The sequence below is a fragment of the Dolichospermum sp. UHCC 0352 genome (assembly GCF_009711925.1).
GTDB classification, from domain to species: Bacteria; Cyanobacteriota; Cyanobacteriia; order Cyanobacteriales; family Nostocaceae; genus Dolichospermum; species Dolichospermum lemmermannii.
Genome location: NZ_VIKY01000202.1, coordinates 13,881 through 31,723, shown reverse-complemented (window position 1 = coordinate 31,723; position 17,843 = coordinate 13,881). Strand labels below are relative to the sequence as shown.

Below are 17,843 nucleotides of genomic sequence, written 5' to 3'. Positions count from 1 at the left end.
AAGCGCTCCGCAGGAATCGCTCGTAGGTTGGATTGATCAAGTGCGATAGCGAAGCGCGACCTAGGAATCGCTTGTAGGTTAGATTGATAAAGTGCGATTGTTTATAATATACTGAATAGACAACATATATTAGACAACCATTCAACCATAGGAGCTATCTATGTTGTTACAAGAACTTAAAGAGCAGATATTCAAACTACCATCAAGCGAACTGACAAGTCAGCACTTACGCGATTCCTACGGAGCGCTTCGCTATCGCAAAAGATAAATAATTGTTTATTCATTGTCAGGAAATGGATAGCTATTTAGAGTAAAGTCACCCAAAATATTAGCAACAATTTAGTTTTATTTAAAATTAGGAGAAATAAATGGAAGGTAAAAGATTTATTCATAAAATCAAATTACAAAACTTTCTCTCCTATGGAAGTGAAGGGGAAGAAATAGAATTACAACCGCTAAATGTGTTAATTGGTGCTAATACATCTGGAAAATCTAATTTAATAGAAGCTATTGGTATTTTACGCGCAACACCCACAGATTTACCAGCACCTTTTCGTCAAGGTGGAGGTATTAATGAATTTTTATGGAAAGGCAGTAAGGATTATGGTACTCTAGGAGCAGGAGCGACAATTCAAGTAATGGTTGATTATCAATCAGGATTACAAACACTGAAATATAAACTAGAATTTAGTGAAATGAATCAGAGGTTTTTCTTGATAGATGAATATATCCATAATGATGATTTTGTTCATTATTCTTATAATGATAAAAACCTTGAACCTGTTTTTAATTTTCGAGAAAAAGATTTATCGGGTATAGAGAAAATATCTCAAGAAAATTGGAATAAGAATGATTTAAAATCTGATCAATCTATATTATCCCAATTAAAAGCAGCACGTAAATATCCAGAGATTACTTATCTGAGTGATAACTTCAATAAAATAAGGATATATAGAACTTTAAGTACAGATATAAATTCTCAATTGCGTAAACATCAACCTACAGATTTACCCCAACATCCTTTATTAGAAGATGGTAGTAATTTAGGTTTATTTATAAAAGATTTAAAATACCGAATAGGTAATAGAAAAATTATTGAAAAACTCAAAAAATTTTATGAGCCAGCAGAAGAATTAGATGTCACAATATATGGTGGTACAGTACAAATATTTATTCGGGAAGAAGGTGTAATTCAACCAATTCCTGCAACTCGGTTATCTGATGGAACATTGCGGTATTTATGTTTAATGGCTTTACTTTTAGATCCTACTCCACCACCACTAATTTGTATTGAAGAACCAGAATTAGGTTTACATCCAGATATTTTACCAACTATTGCCGAATTATTAATTGAAGCATCTCAGAGAACTCAATTAATTGTCACGACTCATTCTGATGCTTTGGTTTCTGCTTTGAGTGAATATCCTGAAGCTGTAGTAGTTTGTGAAAGAGATGATACAGGAACTCATTTAAGGAGACTTAAACCAGATAAACTCAAAGACTGGTTAGAAAATTATACTTTAGGTGATTTGTGGCGGATGGGTGAAATAGGTGGAAACAGATGGTAAAAGAGATTAGAATTTATATAGAAGGTGGTGGAGATTCCAAAAATCAGAAATCTTCACTTAGAAAAGGATTTAGTAAATTTTTTTTAAAATTAGTAAAGGAAGCAACAACCAAAAACATTAAATGGAATATCATTATGTGTGGTACTCGGAATAATGCTTTCCGTGATTTCAAAAATGCTTTAAAATCTCATCCTCATGCTTTTAATGTATTATTAGTTGATGCTGAAGCACCTGTAAATAAAAAATCTCCTTGGGAACATTTAAAATTTAGAGATAATTGGGATAAACCAACAGAAGTTGATGATGATAATTGTCATTTAATGGTACAAACAATGGAAGCTTGGTTTATTGCTGATTTTGCAACGCTGAAAAAATTTTATGGCCAAGGTTTTAAAGAAAATGCTATTCCCAAAAATGCTAATGTGGAAACTATTGCAAAAGATAATTTAGAACCTACTCTCAAAACTGCGACTGGTAGAACTACTAAGGGAGAATATCACAAAATAAAACACGCCTCTGAACTATTAGAATCATTAGATGTAACTCAGGTTCGTCAAGCTTCTCCTTATTGCGATCGCTTATTTAATACTCTAAGATCAAGAATTGGATATTTACAGGATGAATCATAACCTAGTAATTGCTCCTCTTGTGCGATAGCGAAGCGCGACCTAGGAATCGCTCGTATGTTAGATTGATAAAGTGCGATAGCGAAGCGCTCCGCAGGAATCGCTCGTATGTTAGATTGATAAAGTGCGATAGCGAAGCGCTCTGTAAGAGTCGCGCAACGGTGACTTTCAGTTCGCTTTTTTCTATTGTCATAGAACTCGAAAAATCAAGTACAATTAATTTAGTGCCAACATAAAATCTAAATATCATGAATAACCTTCTATTAAATAGAATAACAATTAACCATGATATTTGTCATGGTAAACCGTGTATTCGCGGATTGCGCTATCCGGTGGAAATGATCTTAGAACTTTTGAGTTCAGGCATGAATATTGATGATATTTTAGAAGATTATGATGATTTAGAATACGAAGACATTTTAGCAGTTCTCAGCTTTGCTACTCGACTCACTCAAGTTAAAAGTATTCTCCAATTAGTTTCATGAAATTCTTGATTGATGCTCAATTACCAATGCGAATTGCCAATTTATTAGAGAACTTAGGTTGTGATGTTAGAGGATGTTTGAAAAGTATCAGAATTAATCGAGATCCCCCCAACCCCCCTTACAAAGGGGGGCTAAATTCCTCAAAGTCCCCCTTTTTAAGGGGGATTTAGGGGGATCTGCGGGTGTCAGATCCCACACGAGAAAGTTTTCAAACATCCTCTTATACATACCAAAAATCTTCCTTTAAAAAATGCAACTCCAGATTCGGAAATCAACAAACTATCAATCCTGGAACAGAGAATTGTTATTACCAAAGATAAAGATTTTTTAGATTTTTTTTTAATCAAACAAGAGCCTTACAAACTACTACTAATAACCACAGGTAATATTAGTAATAAACAAATTGAACAACTTTTTCTACAAAATATTACTCAAATAATCGAATTGTTTTTGACCTATGATTTTTTAGAAATGACTAGAGATAGTTTGATTATTCATTAGTGCGAGTTCGCCTGTTGGGGAAGCGTAATCAGCGATCGCTCGTAGGTTAGATTGATAAGGTGTGATAGCGAAGCGCTCCGCAGGAATCGCTTGTAGATTGGATTGACCAAGTGCGATAGCGAAGCGCGACCTAGGAATCGCCTGTAGGTGGATTGATAAGGTGCGATAGCGAAGCGCGACCTAGGAATCGCTCAAATTAGACTTATAAAGCAAGATCGTTTATAATATACTGAATAGACAACATTAGACAACCATTCCAGCATAGGAGCTATCTATGTTGTTACAAGAACTTAAAGAACAGATATTCAAAAGAGGTAAATAGTTATGCAAAGTATGAGAGTGCGATCGCTAATTGGTAAAAATGGACTTTTACAAATTCAATTACCCGAAACAACGGAAGGAACGGAATTAGATATTATTCTTGTTTATGAATCAGCATCACCAACAAAAACAACAATAAAATTGAGTGATTTTTATGGTTGTATTCAAGATGAAACATTTATCAGACATCCACAGCCAGAACAAGCAGAAAGAGAGCTATTTTGATGATTTATCTGCTAGACACTAATGCCTGTATTATTTATCTCAAGGGCAAAAACTTTCATTTAAAACAAAAGCTGGATAATATCCCACTTTCAGAAGTCGCTGTTTGTTCAGTTGTGAAGGGTGAATTATTTTACGGATCAATTCGTAGTGCTAACCCAGAGCGTAATCTGACGTTACAGCAAGGATTTTTGAGTCAATTTGTGTCTTTGCCTTTTGATGACCAGTCTGCTAGAATTTTTGGCAAAATTCGCGCCCAACTTGCTGCTAACGGAACACCTATTGGAGCTTACGATTTACAAATTGCGGCTATTGCTTTAGCGAATAATTTGATCTTAGTTACCCATAATACTAAAGAATTTTCACGCATTCCCCAACTACAATTGGAAGACTGGGAAATAGATATTTTGTAATCTTTTAACTGTAAGCATTACAGCTATCAATGCGATAGCGAAGCGCTCCGCAGGAATCGCTCGTAGGTTGAATTGATAAATTGCGATAGCGAAGCGCTCCGCAGGAATCGCTTGTAGTTTGGATTGATAAAGTGCGATAGCGAAGCGCGACCTAGGAATCGCTCGTAGGTTGGATTGAGCAAGTGCGATAGCGAAGCGCGACCTAGGAATCGCGCAAGCACTAACCAAAGGTATCGCTTGTAGCTCAGTTCTGCCGTTAGATTCCAAAGCAGAAATGTCACTGTTGACAAGACAATGCACTTGCATTACGTTAGAGATATAATTTAACCGATAGGTTTAGAGGTCGCTATGGCTGTAATACCAGCCCCATCTTCAGAATCTACTCTTACTGATCGCTATCAGACTACAATCCCTGATCCTGTTCGCAAGTTCCTTGGCTTGGATAAGCGTGATAAAATCTGCTACACTATCCAGCCTGACGGTAAGGTAGTGATTTCTCGCGTCGACAAAACAGAAAGCGATCCTATACTTGGACAGTTTTTAAATTTTATTGCAAGAGATATCGAGAAGAATCCTCAGCACTTACAAGCCATTAGCTCTGATTTAGTCAGCCGTGTTCAGTCCTTGGTTGCTGAAGTCGATCTTGATCTTGATGCACCACTCTCTGATGAGGATGAATAAGTTTGTCTGTAAATCAACCGCTAGTGATTAATGAGTGGAACATATTTGCTCATCCTCTCTTCCTTAACCAGTTTGAAGAACTTCTGACCCAGGTTGAACATTTGCGTCAAAAGTATCCTCAAGAATACAAGAAAAAAAACGCCACAAAGCGTCTATCTGCCATAGCAAAGCTGGCATTTGATGTTATTCCTCAAGACCCAACACGTAGTGATTATCGCCAAGGCAATACGCTTGTTGACGATTACAAGCACTGGTTTAGAGCTAAATTTTTTCAGCAGTACCGACTGTTTTTTCGATATCATCAAGAGAGCAAAATAATTGTTTTCGCCTGGGTTAACGATGAGAACTCTAAGCGATCCTATGACAGTAACACAGACGCTTATAGAGTTTTTAAGAAAATGCTGGAAAGTGGTCATCCTCCAGATAATTGGAATGACTTACTCAAAGATGCAAAAGATGAAACTAATCGTTTAGAAAAAGCAGTCAAAGCAGAAATTTAACTGGCTAGAAATAAGACACATACACAGCCTAACGAATCATTGGAGCGGATAATATTGTGATATTTTGGTATTGAGTTGAGTGCGATGCCTGCGGCGAGCGAAGCTATCGCAAAATCAAGAAATTTATAGGCGATAGCGAAGCGCTCCGTGAGAGCCATTTTCCCAAGACGCAGAACTGCTGTTTCGAGGTTTCTTAGTTTCTTCTCTCAGTTACTCGTTGATCATTCCGAGTCACGTCTAATTCTTCACGACGAATAGTATCTTCCGCTTCAACTGTATCCTGTTCAACTATTTTCTTGATTTTTACTCCTCCTTCACCTAAATCAGCTTCAGTTAGTGATACATTTTTAACACCCGTTTCTGCATCAGTGTGTTCAATGACTATACGTTCTCTTTGCACAGGTACAGAAACTGTTACCATTTCAGTATATGATTGCTTACTAACAGTTACTTCTCCTGTCTTCACACGAGATTTATTAGCTACTAAACGTTCTTCATATAGTTTCAGGTTTTGGTGATCCTGCTCATTCACATTGTAAAGATTTGGTTCTTCCTCATACCTATATGTATTCCGTTCAACAGGAACAGCAGGAGTAACTATTGTGCGCTCATGAGAAACTAGTGGAGAATCTACAGCTATCGGTGACTCTAGCGGTGTTGATGACTCTAAAGGTTCTTGTGCTATTGGTGGACGATAAACACCCCGCACCCGTTCCTCATAGTCGTAATCAATTTCTTGCAAATCTTTAAAATCTGGTAAATTTTCTACCTGCTGCTTTGTCAGCTTATTCGCGTACACCCGACGTTTATCATAGTCAATTCGGGAACGTCCAATTGGTAACAATACTTGTCTACCAAAGAACCAAAAACCTGTGTCCACAACTAAATAACGCAACCGCCCTGAATCATCTACCAATATGTATTTAATAGTGCCAACTTTATCATCATCTATGTCTGAATAGACATCAAAATGCTTAATCTTTTCAACTTCACTGCCATCCAACCCTGGACTATCATAGTTAGAGTCAGGAGTAAAGTCTTCAATTTTGTATAAAGCCATATTCGTTTAGCTCCAAACAGCTATACTTATAATTTTAAAAATAAAATTTTTTACTTCTTCTTTCTCAAGGAAGATATTAATATCAATAAATCTTGCTGTTCTGGTGGAAATGTATTATCAGGATATCCAGCTACAATTACGAAGTTGATATGTTTTTAAATGGGACAAAGGTGGAATGATTAGCTAGAATGATCAAACAACAGGCGAAACAAGCTTTATAGTTGTGAGTTTGCGCCATCCGATGATAAAATCAACACAGCGCACAATTGGCGTAATTCCAGCCAGAGGTGCATATACTCAAGTTTTGGGTATTAAGTTAGGTGACAGGGAACAGGGAACAGGGAACAGAAAACAGGAAACAGGAAAGAAGTTTACCAATGACAACTGACCAATGACAACTGACCAGTGACAAATTTCTGTTAAAAATAGTGATATACATAAACCGGATTCGAGATTGCCTACGGCACGCTACGCGAACAGGAAGAACTATAGAATGACTTCAGAACAAATAGTTAGACGTTCAGATATATTAAACACTCAGGTAATCACCCGCGACAACGGTAAGCGGTTAGGTATCGTGAGTCAAATCTGGGTTGATATTGATCAAAGAGAGGTTGTGGCACTTAGTCTGCGAGACAGCCTCATCTCTATTTCTAGTTTGCCTCGCAATATGTATCTCAACACCATTAACCAAATCGGTGATGTTATCTTAGTTGATAACGAGGATGTCATCGAAGATGTGGAAGTAGAGATTCTCAGTAACCTGATGAACTGGGAAGTCATCACCGAAACAGGTGAAGTCTTAGGCAAGGTGAGAGGCTTTAAATTTAATGGCGAAACGGGTAAAATATACTCCATAGTCATTGCCTCCTTGGGATTACCGCAAATTCCTGACCAGTTTTTGAGTACCTATGAACTGTCCATAGATGAAGTTGTCAGCACTGGTCCGAGTCGCTTAATTGTGTTTGAAGGTGCTGAAGAAAGAGTAAACCAATTAACCGTAGGCGTTTTAGAACGGCTGGGAATTGGTAAAGCCCCTTGGGAACGAGATGCAGAAGAGGAATTTGGCTATACGCCCCCCCGCACAGTTGCCCCCAGCAATCAATTACCTAGCGGTGTACCCCTCCAAGCACCCCGGCCAAAAGTTCGCATTCCTGAACCTATAGCCCAGGAAGAGGAATGGACGGAAGACTACGTAGAGGAAGAAAGACCCCAGCGGCAAGTCATGAAAGCCCGTTCCTACGAGTCAATTCAGTATGATGAAGATGAAGAAGATAACTGGAGTGACGAAACAGTCAGAGATAGTTATCAGGAAGCACCCAGAACCGCAGCCAAACCTGCTAAAAAGACCTACGCAGATCAGTATGATGACTATGATGATGATCTCGAAACTGATGCTTGGGATGATGCACCAAAGCCTGTGAATATTCCCAAAAAGGTCAAGGAACGACAGGTGGAATACGAAGAAGAAGGCGGATATTAAGTTTTGTAAACCCCCTCATACTTATAGTAGAGGGGGTTATTTTTTTGGAAGGGAAAATTGTAGTTGAATATTAATGCTCTTATGGCTGCTAAATTGTAAAGTTAATGGTTTACCTGATGATACAATATATTTAATTTTTATGAGTTATTCAAATGCCCAATTTTAGGTACAAATAACCCTATGCAAGTGAAAATCATTGGAAAAGCAAAAGATTTACGAACAAATACAGATATTCTTTATGCTCAATTATCTATACAAGACTATTTAGATTTAGTAGGCGATAACTTTGATGATTATGAACCTCAAAGAAAACGCGAGAAATATAAAGCATATGAACGCATGAAAATTGACATCATGGATGGTGCTTTGTTACCTTCCATAACTCTCGCAGTAAAACCAGAACTAGTGAGTGATATCTTACCCATTGTACAAAAAGATGACTGGCAAGAACTTGAAAGCGCGTTAAGTAAACCAGGACAAGTAAATATTTTAGATGGATTACAACGGACGTTTATTCTAAGCGACATAGCCAAAGATAAATTTAACTTTAATCCAGAACAGAAAGTTCTTGTGGAGTTCTGGCTTGAAGGTAACATCCGAAATCTTATTTACCGGATTATTGTCCTAAATGCAGGACAGAAACCTATGTCGATGAAACATCAGATTGGTCTTCTATTCATCACTCTAAATGACACACTGAAAGCCGAAATACCAGATATTGAAATTTTCAAAGAAAAAGAATCTGCACGCCGAACAAAGGCTAGGAAGTACCCTCTCGATAGAATTGCCACCGCATATCAAAGTTTTATAACCAAAAGCCCAGAAACACAGAGACAAAATGTTGTCGCACAGAAATTAGTGGAAGAAGAAATTTTAGATTCTACAGAAGAACAACTTGGAGATCAGTTTGATGCTTTCAAAAATTATCTAAGAATCTATGCTGATTTAGATGTTGAAGTATCTCGAATATATATAGGAAATGCTGATCAAGAAATACCAAATGGTATAAAATGGTTTGGAGAAGAAAGTGTGATAAACTCTTTTTTCGCTGCCCTTGCCCTTGTATCTAGCAATAATTCAGAGCGAGTACAAAAGGCTTTAGATACTCTTCTAAAATTACTTAGAGATACCAAAGAAGATGATGATCCTCTCGCATTAGAAAAATTACAGGAGTTAGAAAGTGGATTTAATGCGCGTAAGGTAAGTCTGGGCTTTGCAAAAATGCAAAAAGGAAACTTCTGACAAATGGATTCAAAGAATACTTTCGTGAAGCAGGAAAAGAAAGTTTTGTTAATTGTTGGATAACAGCAGCAGAGTAACTATGAAATATGACGATTATAAAAATAAATATATGGATTCTGCACCTATTTGGGGAGGATTTTTTCATTCAAATGCTGCATCTAGCTTACCAGAAGCATATCGTTTTACGCCTTCTAAATTGATTGCTAGACCTGGAATTGATATTCCAACTTCCTATCATAAAGAAAGTTGCATTCGTTCGGTAGTCCAACCCTATGCCTTTGAAAGATTTTTGAAGCTTTATCACCTTCTAGAACTGATTTTTGACTGGAACTTAGTTCAGCAAATAAAAAGTTTAAATGATGATTTACAAGGAATAGGACAATTACTCAATCAATATAGTAACAATAGGGAACTTGATTTATTAAAAAATCTACTCAAAAGTAAATGTGATGATAAGAAAAAAGTTGATAAAATTGCAGACTGTCTAAATAAAATTAACTCTTCAGACTATTTAGATAGGGGAATGAAGATTTTTTTCGATTATGGTAAAGACGGTAATCCTTAGAGGATGTTTGAAAACTTTCTCGTGTGGGATCTGACACCCGCAGATCCCCCTAAATCCCCCTTAAAAAGGGGGACTTTGAGGAATTTAGCCCCCCTTTGTAAGGGGGGTTGGGGGGATCTCGATTAATTCTGATACTTTTCAAACATCCTCTTACAACAAAATTAATAATATTACTCCATTTAAAGATTTGATGTCTGAAGGAGGTTTCATTGCAGCTAATAAAAGTAATACGAGGATCAAAGGCATATCAGAAAACAACTATGATGATTTGGTGATTAATTTTTCGGCTTATTGTATATATCGTGTGAGATGTTGTACTGCTCACAATCGCATAGGTGAGTACGTTATGTCCAATGATGACGAAGGATTCGTTGTTGAATTTGCTGAACCACTGCTTCGTGAGGTACTTTGTCAGATATTTACTGAGTGAAGATTCAGAAAGATAGATTTAAATCAAAGTTTTCTGGTAATTCAGCATCTACAACCAAAATCCCCTCTTTTCGATATACATTTGCTTGGTTAGAAGAAACTACATTAGTTGTTTGTAAGTTTGTTTCCGTATTTCCTTCAGCAAATAGATTAGTCAAAGCATCAATTTTTTCTGCAACTGCTTGCAAAATAAACTGTTCCGTTGAGATTCCCTGACTGCTTGCTAATTTTTCTATCTTTCGTTGTATTTGTAGAGGAAAGTTCATAAACATTAACGGCATTAAGTTTACATAAATTATAGCTAGAATCTAACTACTGATTTTGCCATTTTTGTTAAAGAATTGTAATTATTACCCATTACCCATTCCTTTGGGTACAACTAATACCTTATCAACCCGATTTCCGTCCATATCCATAACTTCAAACCGCATATTATCCCATTCAAAATGATCAGCGGCTGCGGGAATCCGTCCTAAATGGGTAATCACAAAACCGCCTAAAGTTTGATAATTTCCTCTTTCTTCAGTTTCTAATTCTTCCAGATCAAATAGTTCTAAAAACTCTTCTATTCCTAACATTCCATCTACTAACCAAGAACCATCTTCCCGTTGTACAGCTTGGGGTTCTTCTTGTCCTGGTTCTGCGGGAACATCACCGACGATTTCACTCATAATGTCGTTAAGAGTGACTAAGCCTTGAATTACGCCATATTCATCTACAACTAAAGCCATGTGTGTAACGGTTTGTTTGAATAATTCTAAAACTTTTAAACCGCGGGTGCTTTCCGGGACAAATACGGGTTGACGTAATCCTAGTGTTAAGTCAAAGGGTTCATTCCGTAAACTTCTCGCTAATAAGTCGGTGACAGGAATAATTCCCAGGACGTTATCTAATCCTTCTTGACAAATTGGATAGCGAGAATAGCCGTTTTCCACCATTTTGTGGCGATTTTCTTCAGGAGAGTCGTCTAAGTCTAACCAAACTATATCAGGACGGGGTGTCATAAAAGAGGTGACGGCGCGATCGCCTAACCGGAAAACTCTCTCTACCATGTCCTGTTCGGCTTCTTCAAATGTCCCCGCTTCTGTTCCTTGTTCTATGAGTATTTTAATTTCTTCCTCTGTAACCTGCGGTTCAGCAGAGGGTGTAATTCCCAAAATTCGCAATACCAAATCCGTAGAAGCACTCAAAATTTTAACTATAGGTGAAGCTATTTTTGCTAAAGTCCCCATGGGGATAGCTACTAAAGCGGCGATTTTTTCAGGGTTATTTAAAGCCAGACGTTTGGGGACGAGTTCACCGACAATCAGGGAAAAATAGGTGATGAGTAATACCACTACCCCAAAGGCGATCGCATTGCTATAATTCGCTAAAACTGGGACTAATTTGACATACTCTTCCAGTCTTTTGGCAATGGTAGCACCACCGAAGACACCATTAAGGATATTAATGAGTGTAATCCCTACTTGGACAATAGATAAAAAATGGTTGGGAGATTCTGCGAGTTTTAATGCAGCCCTTGCGTTGATATCTCCTTGATTGGCTAACTGCTGTAGTCTAACTTTCCGGGCTGAGACTACGGCCATTTCCGACATTGAAAATACACCATTAGCGAAAATTAGCACCAAAATCGTTAAAATTTCAAACGTGAAGGAAGACATTTTTAAAATTGCTGGTATAAAGAGTAAAAGTATACACAGGATGAGAAATCCAGTTTATTTAGACATTTTATTAGTATCCATTATTTTAGGTAATTCTCTGAATAATTTGACTATACACAAAGTAGTAGCTATATTTCTTCTATCTATTAGTAGTTAAGCTGGATTCTTTGCGATTCATCTTCTAGAGTGCCATGAAAACTTTTAAAATAGCTAATATAAACTGCTTTTAGATTTTGACATCAGCAGCGACTTCCTTTTTTAGCGTAAGATATTTGAAATATATGGCCTTTTCTTCTATTGTGCGTGCTTTGGCGCGATCGCCTCTTACCGCCGAACTAATTACCAAACTCAACAAACAACGGGAATTGCGGTTAAATGGGATTTCTCGTCTCCCCAAGGGACTGGTAGCTTCAGCATTAGCAAACTATGAAGATCAGGATTTGTGCGTCGTCTGTGCCACCCTAGAGGAAGCTGGCCGAGTTTTCGCCCAAATGGAAGCAATGGGCTGGAAAACTGTGCATTTTTACCCAACGTCTGAAGCTTCTCCCTATGAACCTTTTGACCCTGAAAATGAGTTAAGTTGGGGTCAAATGCAGGTTTTAGCGGATTTGGTAAATGGTCAGTTGCAAAAGCAAAAAACTGCCATAATTGCCACTGTGGGGGCATTACAGCCACATTTGCCACCTCCGGAAGCGTTTAAATCATTTTGTGTAACCTTAGAAAAAGGGATGGAATTTGATTTAGATGGGTTTGGGGAAAAAATCACTCTTTTGGGATATGAACGAGTTCCTCTGGTGGAAACTGAGGGACAATGGAGTAGACGGGGGGATATTGTGGATGTGTTTCCGGTGTCCTCAGAGTTGCCTGTGCGCTTGGAATGGTTTGGCGACGAAATTGAACAAATTCGAGAATTTGACCCCGCTACCCAACGTTCTGCTTTGGATAAGGTGGAAAAAATTACTCTCACCCCGACAAGTTTTGCACCTATTATTTCAGATGCACTGAAAGATCTACCAAATGTAGAGACGTTCCAGGGAATTTCTTCAGAGTTAGGAAAATTAGAAGGAAGTCGGCGGTTTTTGGGGTTGGCTTTTGCAAAACCCGCTTCATTATTAGATTATTTATCTGAAAATACTCTTGTCGCCATTGATGAACTAGAACAATGTTATGCTCATAGCGATCGCTGGGTGGAAAATGCTAATAGTCAGTGGTCAGTAGGGGCGAAACATTTAGAAGACCATTTTTTGCAACCACCGATAATTTATCTTCCAAATGCTTCGCCGGTACAGTTGTCAGTTGCATTACCGAAAATTCATCGAAACTTTGATGAGTGTATAGCGGAAATTGGCAATTTTAGAAAGTTATATTTATCGGAATTATCAGAAGAAAATAGTGGACTGAATTTAGCTAGTAGACCTTTACCTGTTACACCTCATCAATTTGCAAAATTAGGGGAAACAATTAGAAAAGAACGGGAGCGCAATTTTGCAGTTTGGATACTTTCGGCTCAACCTTCCCGTTCTGTTTCTCTTCTGCAAGAACATGATTGTCCCGCGCAGTTTATTCCCAATCCTCGTGATTATCAAGCTATTGATAAACTGCAAATTAATCATATTCCAATTGCTCTTAAATATTCCGGTTTAGCAGAATTAGAAGGTTGTATTTTACCTTCTTATCGGTTGGTTATTGTCACCGATAGAGAATTTTATGGACAACATTCCTTAGCTAATTTTGGCTATGTCCGCAAACGTCGTCAAGCGACATCTAAACAAGTTGATCCTAACAAATTACGTCAGGGAGATTATGTAGTTCATCGTAGTCATGGAATTGGTAAATTTGTCAAATTAGAAAGTCTGACAATTAATGATGAAACCCGTGATTATTTAGTTGTTCAATATGCAGATGGTTTGTTAAGAGTTGCGGCTGACCAAGTTGGTTCTTTATCTCGTTTCCGCACTGGTGGAGATCAAGCCCCAGAATTACACAAAATGAGCGGAAAAGCTTGGGAAAATACGAAGAGTAAAGTTCGCAAAGCCATTAAGAAATTAGCGGTAGATTTATTAAAATTGTATGCAGCCCGTTCTCAACAACAGGGTTTTTCCTATCCTCATGATATGCCTTGGCAAGAAGAAATGGAAGATTCTTTTCCTTACCAACCTACCACAGATCAACTCAAAGCGGTACAAGATGTGAAACGGGATATGGAAAGTGAAAGACCGATGGATAGGTTAGTATGTGGAGATGTGGGTTTTGGGAAAACAGAAGTAGCAATTCGGGCGATTTTTAAAGCTGTTACCGCAGGAAAGCAAGTTGCACTTTTAGCCCCAACAACAATTTTAACTCAACAACATTATCACACAATTAAAGAACGTTTTGCCCCTTATCCTATAAATGTAGGTTTATTGAATCGGTTTCGCAGTGCGGAAGAAAAACGTAATATTCAAAAACGACTGGCTACGGGAGAATTAGATATAGTTGTGGGGACGCATCAATTATTAGGTAAAAGTGTCCAATTTAAAGATCTAGGACTTTTAGTAATTGACGAAGAACAAAGATTTGGAGTTAATCAAAAGGAAAAAATCAAAAGCTTAAAAACTCAAGTTGATGTTTTAACTCTTTCTGCAACTCCCATTCCCAGAACCTTATATATGTCATTGTCGGGAATTCGGGAAATGAGTTTAATTACCACACCACCTCCCACCAGAAGACCAATTCAAACCCATCTTTCACCGCTCAACTCCGATGTTATTAGAAGTGCAATTCGACAAGAATTAGATCGAGGTGGACAAGTATTTTATGTAGTTCCGCGAGTAGACGGAATTGAAGAAACCACGACAAAATTGCGAGAAATGGTTCCTGGAGGCAGATTTGCGATCGCTCATGGTCAAATGGACGAAAGCGAGTTAGAATCAACTATGCTCACTTTTGGCAATAATGACGCTGATATTCTTGTTTGTACGACAATTATTGAATCTGGTTTAGATATTCCGCGAGTTAACACAATTTTAATTGAAGATGCTCACCGTTTTGGTTTATCTCAATTATATCAATTGCGGGGACGAGTCGGACGGGCAGGAATTCAAGCTCACGCATGGTTATTTTACCCCAAACAACGAGAATTATCTGATGCTGCTAGACAAAGATTAAGAGCAATTCAAGAATTTACTCAACTCGGTTCTGGATATCAATTAGCAATGCGAGATATGGAAATTCGCGGGGTGGGAAATTTGCTAGGTGCAGAACAATCTGGTCAAATGGATGTAATTGGCTTTGACTTATACATGGAAATGTTAGAAGAAGCAATTCGAGAAATTAGAGGTCAAGAAATACCCAAAGTTGAAGACACCCAAGTTGACCTTAATCTCACCGCATTTATTCCTGCAACCTACATTCCTGATCTTGATCAAAAAATGAGTGCTTATCGGGCTGTAGCTACAGTAAAATCAAAATATGAACTCAAACAAATTGCTGCTGAATGGACTGATAGATATGGGACTATTCCAGTTCCAGCTAGTCAGTTATTACGAGTTATGGAATTAAAACAATTAGCCAAAAATCTCGGATTTAGTCGCATTAAACCAGAGAATAAACAGCACATTGTTTTAGAAACACCAATGGAAGAACCAGCTTGGAATCTCTTAGCAGAAAACCTCACTCCCACCATGAAAGCCCGGTTTGTTTATTCTCCTGGGAAGGTAACAGCGAGAGGTTTAGGAGTGTTTAAAGCAGATCAACAATTGCAGACTTTAATAGATACTTTTGTGAAAATGCAAGGGGCAATTTCGGAAACTGCTTGAGTGTAGGGTGGGCAATGCCCACCATTTTTTATCTATTTCCGAAATTATAGTGTAAAGTATTAATATAACGGGTAAGGTAAAAATAATTCTATTTTTGGGAGGTTACGATGTTTAAACAAGTTACTTTAGAGAATTTTAGAACTCACAAATCAACAACTATAGAATTATATCCAGTAACTTTGTTAATTGGTAATAACAATTCTGGTAAAACAAATCTTTTAGCAGGAATACAACATTTTTGTAATCTTGTCAGACGAGAAAATTCTGACAATAAAAAAAGTCAAACTATAAATGCTACTAGAGATTTATATCCACATAAATACAGGCTTGCTAAAGATGAAGAACCGATGTCATTTTCCATTTTATGGAATAATGAAGATGGAGAAATTAATTATAAAATAGAAATATGTGAAAGCTCTAATTTTAGATACAATGCTAGTTGTCAAGAAAAAATAACTATCCAATTAGCTAATAATCAAATATCTAAAGAGCTTGAAAGTGGTTATAATCAGCCTATAAATATACTAGAATTAAGAAAAAAAATCCAATTAGATCCATCTTTAGAGGAAAATGAAAAAGCACTATGCGAATTATTTTTTCTTTATTTTACCAATACATTTAGTTATCATTTTCAACCTACATTCCTCAAACAAAAAGACAATGATGATGCAGAGCAACAACAGGAAAATAAATTTAATAATAGTCTTGAAATAGAAGAAAGGAGAATACCCGTATCTTTGGGGGAAACAGGAAGTAACTTTCAGTCACTTCTCCATCATGTAAAAGAAAATGAGCAACGTATATTTTCATCATTTATTGCTAAAATGAGAACTGTTGATACAAGTTTTATTGGAGTTCGTTATGATCCAAATCGTTCCAGTTTAATCTGGGAATTCGATTTAGGACGTAAAGGTTCTGTAGAAGAATTTATGCCAGATGTTGTATCAGATGGCTTTATGAAAATTGCTGCAATAAGTTTGCTTGCATCATTGAGAAGACCACCTGCTATTATTATGCTGGAAGAAATAGAAAATGGTATTAATCCAGGGAACATACAACAATTGATGAATTGGATTTGGCAAGCAACATCACCTAGTCAAGATGGCTTTGGAACATCACAATTTATTTTAACTTCTCACAGCCCCTCTGTTTTAAGAGAATTTAATCAACATCCTGATCATGTTTATACAGTTCGTTTAGATAAACGTAGTCGTCAAAGTGATGTGAGAAACTTAAATACTGCACTTGATACCCTTGTGGGAATTGGAGCAATTAAAGATGATGAAGTAGAATATGAAACTGAAGAAAATACAGGTAAACAGTTAATAAAAATTCCAAAATATCAGTTAGCAGAACTTTGGTACACAGGGACAATTGGGTAAAATATCATGAATACTATTAATGTGGGAATTGTTGGAGACGGGCCAACTGACTATAAAGTGTTTGGTAAAATTATTGAGTGTATTTTATTTGAAGAAACATCAGAAAATATAAAAATTAATGCTGTACCATTAATTAGAAAAAATATTTTTGATCATGTTCAAAAATACATAAGAGCCTGTGGAAAAAATAAAAATCCTGATGGTTATTACCTACTACATAAAACAGCAGTGGATAGTATATGTGCCACAATTCTCGCTGCTTGTGAAGATTTTTTTAACGAGAATATAGAATTTTGCTATGGAGATATTCTTTTAATAACTACTGATACAGAGCATATTCTTAAAGATAAAAATCAATATTTTGATCCTTGGGCAATCAGTGTATCACATATCTTGAGAGAAGCAATTGAAAAATTTTATAATACTCAAGCCACAAATGGATATCAGAGAAAATGCTTACCGATAATCATGCCTTTAGCAACATTTCCCTCAACAGAAGTTCTTGTTGCTGCTGCAAGAGGTGAATTAAATAAACATTATGGTAAAAATCCACGGGAGTGGAAAATGTTATTATACAAAACTGAACATCCCCAAGATGAACAAATAGAACAAGAAGCTCTAGACTATATCACACCAGAAACTATAGACTATATTTTCAATGATTTACCTGAAGCGAGATTCTTTATTCAAACATTATCTTTGGGATTAAAACGTTGTTTTTTAAATAGTAAATCTAATTGTGAAAAATACATCTGATTGAGAGTTCTATTTTAGTAATTTAGGAAATTACTCAGTCATCTTAAAAGGGCTATTTCTAATAGCCCCTTACAGGGTTGCAATTTCTGACATCACCTTTTGAACCATCACAGAAAATTCTCATTAAACTACCATCTAATCATATCTCGTT

At 36.9% G+C, this 17,843-nt stretch carries 17 protein-coding genes and 1 pseudogene; 15 read left to right on the top strand and 3 right to left on the bottom strand.

Annotated features, from left to right (window positions below):
* Positions 1–368 precede the first annotated feature (368 nt).
* From FJR06_RS14040 to FJR06_RS14005, 8 genes are all read left to right on the top strand, one after another.
* Positions 369–1,568 carry an AAA family ATPase gene (locus FJR06_RS14040; protein ID WP_168651650.1) on the top strand — a complete coding sequence of 400 codons (1,200 nt, stop codon included), beginning with the start codon at positions 369–371 and terminating at the stop codon, positions 1,566–1,568.
* On the top strand, positions 1,562–2,197 hold the full coding sequence (locus FJR06_RS14035; protein ID WP_168651649.1) for a DUF4276 family protein: 636 nt from the start codon (positions 1,562–1,564) through the stop codon (positions 2,195–2,197). Before FJR06_RS14040 ends, FJR06_RS14035 begins: the two co-directional genes overlap by 7 nt.
* A 245-nt stretch (positions 2,198–2,442) precedes the next feature.
* A complete protein-coding gene (locus tag FJR06_RS14030; RefSeq protein ID WP_015080100.1) occupies positions 2,443–2,679 on the top strand; it encodes a DUF433 domain-containing protein in 237 nt (78 codons plus the stop codon).
* Between the two features lie 174 nt (positions 2,680–2,853).
* A complete protein-coding gene (locus FJR06_RS14025; protein WP_051155234.1) occupies positions 2,854–3,180 on the top strand; it encodes a DUF5615 family PIN-like protein in 327 nt (108 codons plus the stop codon).
* Between the two features lie 324 nt (positions 3,181–3,504).
* A complete protein-coding gene (locus FJR06_RS14020) occupies positions 3,505–3,726 on the top strand; it encodes a hypothetical protein (RefSeq protein ID WP_168651648.1) in 222 nt (73 codons plus the stop codon).
* Positions 3,726–4,136, top strand: coding sequence for a type II toxin-antitoxin system VapC family toxin (locus FJR06_RS14015; protein ID WP_168651647.1), 411 nt, complete (start codon positions 3,726–3,728; stop codon positions 4,134–4,136). Before FJR06_RS14020 ends, FJR06_RS14015 begins: the two co-directional genes overlap by 1 nt.
* 348 nt (positions 4,137–4,484) lie before the next feature.
* Positions 4,485–4,817, top strand: a complete 333-nt coding sequence (locus FJR06_RS14010; protein WP_168651646.1) for a type II toxin-antitoxin system PrlF family antitoxin — start codon at positions 4,485–4,487, stop codon at positions 4,815–4,817.
* A 2-nt stretch (positions 4,818–4,819) separates the two neighbouring features.
* Entirely contained in the window at positions 4,820–5,317 is a 498-nt protein-coding gene (locus FJR06_RS14005; RefSeq protein ID WP_015080103.1) for a type II toxin-antitoxin system YhaV family toxin, read from the top strand.
* Positions 5,318–5,510: 193 nt separating this feature from the next.
* On the opposite strand, the gene FJR06_RS14000 is transcribed toward FJR06_RS14005, so the two are convergent.
* Complete coding sequence (locus tag FJR06_RS14000; protein ID WP_015080104.1) at positions 5,511–6,377, bottom strand: DUF2382 domain-containing protein; 867 nt, start codon at positions 6,375–6,377, stop codon at positions 5,511–5,513.
* A 140-nt stretch (positions 6,378–6,517) separates the two neighbouring features.
* Here FJR06_RS14000 and FJR06_RS13995 point away from each other — a divergent pair.
* The 4 genes and pseudogenes from FJR06_RS13995 to FJR06_RS13980 all read left to right on the top strand — a co-directional run.
* Positions 6,518–6,765, top strand: a pseudogene (locus FJR06_RS13995) (hypothetical protein); the annotation flags it as partial.
* A 105-nt stretch (positions 6,766–6,870) separates the two neighbouring features.
* On the top strand, positions 6,871–7,860 hold the full coding sequence (locus FJR06_RS13990; RefSeq protein WP_015080105.1) for a PRC-barrel domain-containing protein: 990 nt from the start codon (positions 6,871–6,873) through the stop codon (positions 7,858–7,860).
* A gap of 180 nt (positions 7,861–8,040) precedes the next feature.
* Positions 8,041–9,102, top strand: coding sequence for a hypothetical protein (locus FJR06_RS13985; protein ID WP_015080106.1), 1,062 nt, complete (start codon positions 8,041–8,043; stop codon positions 9,100–9,102).
* A 79-nt stretch (positions 9,103–9,181) separates the two neighbouring features.
* Positions 9,182–9,667, top strand: coding sequence for a hypothetical protein (locus tag FJR06_RS13980; RefSeq protein WP_168651645.1), 486 nt, complete (start codon positions 9,182–9,184; stop codon positions 9,665–9,667).
* A gap of 434 nt (positions 9,668–10,101) precedes the next feature.
* Here FJR06_RS13980 and FJR06_RS13975 read toward each other — a convergent pair whose 3' ends face one another.
* Both FJR06_RS13975 and FJR06_RS13970 read right to left on the bottom strand, forming a co-directional pair.
* Positions 10,102–10,362: a hypothetical protein gene (locus tag FJR06_RS13975; protein ID WP_041457967.1), complete on the bottom strand. Its 261-nt coding sequence runs from the start codon at positions 10,360–10,362 to the stop codon at positions 10,102–10,104.
* An 84-nt stretch (positions 10,363–10,446) separates the two neighbouring features.
* Positions 10,447–11,757, bottom strand: coding sequence for a hemolysin family protein (locus FJR06_RS13970; protein ID WP_148760026.1), 1,311 nt, complete (start codon positions 11,755–11,757; stop codon positions 10,447–10,449).
* 281 nt (positions 11,758–12,038) lie between these two features.
* Between FJR06_RS13970 and mfd the strand changes: the two genes are divergently transcribed.
* From mfd to FJR06_RS13955, 3 genes are all read left to right on the top strand, one after another.
* Entirely contained in the window at positions 12,039–15,554 is a 3,516-nt protein-coding gene (gene mfd / locus FJR06_RS13965; RefSeq protein ID WP_168651644.1) for a transcription-repair coupling factor, read from the top strand.
* Positions 15,555–15,661: 107 nt separating this feature from the next.
* The gene (locus FJR06_RS13960) at positions 15,662–16,936 is read left to right on the top strand and encodes an AAA family ATPase (RefSeq protein WP_168651643.1); all 1,275 of its coding nucleotides are present in this window, start codon (positions 15,662–15,664) and stop codon (positions 16,934–16,936) included.
* A gap of 6 nt (positions 16,937–16,942) precedes the next feature.
* Positions 16,943–17,692: a hypothetical protein gene (locus tag FJR06_RS13955; protein ID WP_168651642.1), complete on the top strand. Its 750-nt coding sequence runs from the start codon at positions 16,943–16,945 to the stop codon at positions 17,690–17,692.
* Positions 17,693–17,843: the final 151 nt, after the last annotated feature.

Excerpts from the sequence above, each read along its gene's own strand:
- mfd (WP_168651644.1), top strand. The coding sequence starts at position 12,039 with ATGGCCTTTTCTTCTATTGTGCGTGCTTTGGCGCGATCGCCTCTTACC.
- FJR06_RS13980 (WP_168651645.1), top strand. The coding sequence starts at position 9,182 with ATGAAATATGACGATTATAAAAATAAATATATGGATTCTGCACCTATT.
- FJR06_RS14020 (WP_168651648.1), top strand. The coding sequence starts at position 3,505 with ATGCAAAGTATGAGAGTGCGATCGCTAATTGGTAAAAATGGACTTTTA.
- FJR06_RS13985 (WP_015080106.1), top strand. The coding sequence starts at position 8,041 with ATGCAAGTGAAAATCATTGGAAAAGCAAAAGATTTACGAACAAATACA.
- FJR06_RS13970 (WP_148760026.1), bottom strand. The coding sequence starts at position 11,757 with ATGTCTTCCTTCACGTTTGAAATTTTAACGATTTTGGTGCTAATTTTC.
- FJR06_RS13955 (WP_168651642.1), top strand. The coding sequence starts at position 16,943 with ATGAATACTATTAATGTGGGAATTGTTGGAGACGGGCCAACTGACTAT.
- FJR06_RS14040 (WP_168651650.1), top strand. The coding sequence starts at position 369 with ATGGAAGGTAAAAGATTTATTCATAAAATCAAATTACAAAACTTTCTC.
- FJR06_RS13960 (WP_168651643.1), top strand. The coding sequence starts at position 15,662 with ATGTTTAAACAAGTTACTTTAGAGAATTTTAGAACTCACAAATCAACA.
- FJR06_RS14000 (WP_015080104.1), bottom strand. The coding sequence starts at position 6,377 with ATGGCTTTATACAAAATTGAAGACTTTACTCCTGACTCTAACTATGAT.
- FJR06_RS14035 (WP_168651649.1), top strand. The coding sequence starts at position 1,562 with ATGGTAAAAGAGATTAGAATTTATATAGAAGGTGGTGGAGATTCCAAA.
- FJR06_RS14030 (WP_015080100.1), top strand. The coding sequence starts at position 2,443 with ATGAATAACCTTCTATTAAATAGAATAACAATTAACCATGATATTTGT.
- FJR06_RS14015 (WP_168651647.1), top strand. The coding sequence starts at position 3,726 with ATGATTTATCTGCTAGACACTAATGCCTGTATTATTTATCTCAAGGGC.
- FJR06_RS13975 (WP_041457967.1), bottom strand. The coding sequence starts at position 10,362 with ATGAACTTTCCTCTACAAATACAACGAAAGATAGAAAAATTAGCAAGC.
- FJR06_RS13990 (WP_015080105.1), top strand. The coding sequence starts at position 6,871 with ATGACTTCAGAACAAATAGTTAGACGTTCAGATATATTAAACACTCAG.
- FJR06_RS14010 (WP_168651646.1), top strand. The coding sequence starts at position 4,485 with ATGGCTGTAATACCAGCCCCATCTTCAGAATCTACTCTTACTGATCGC.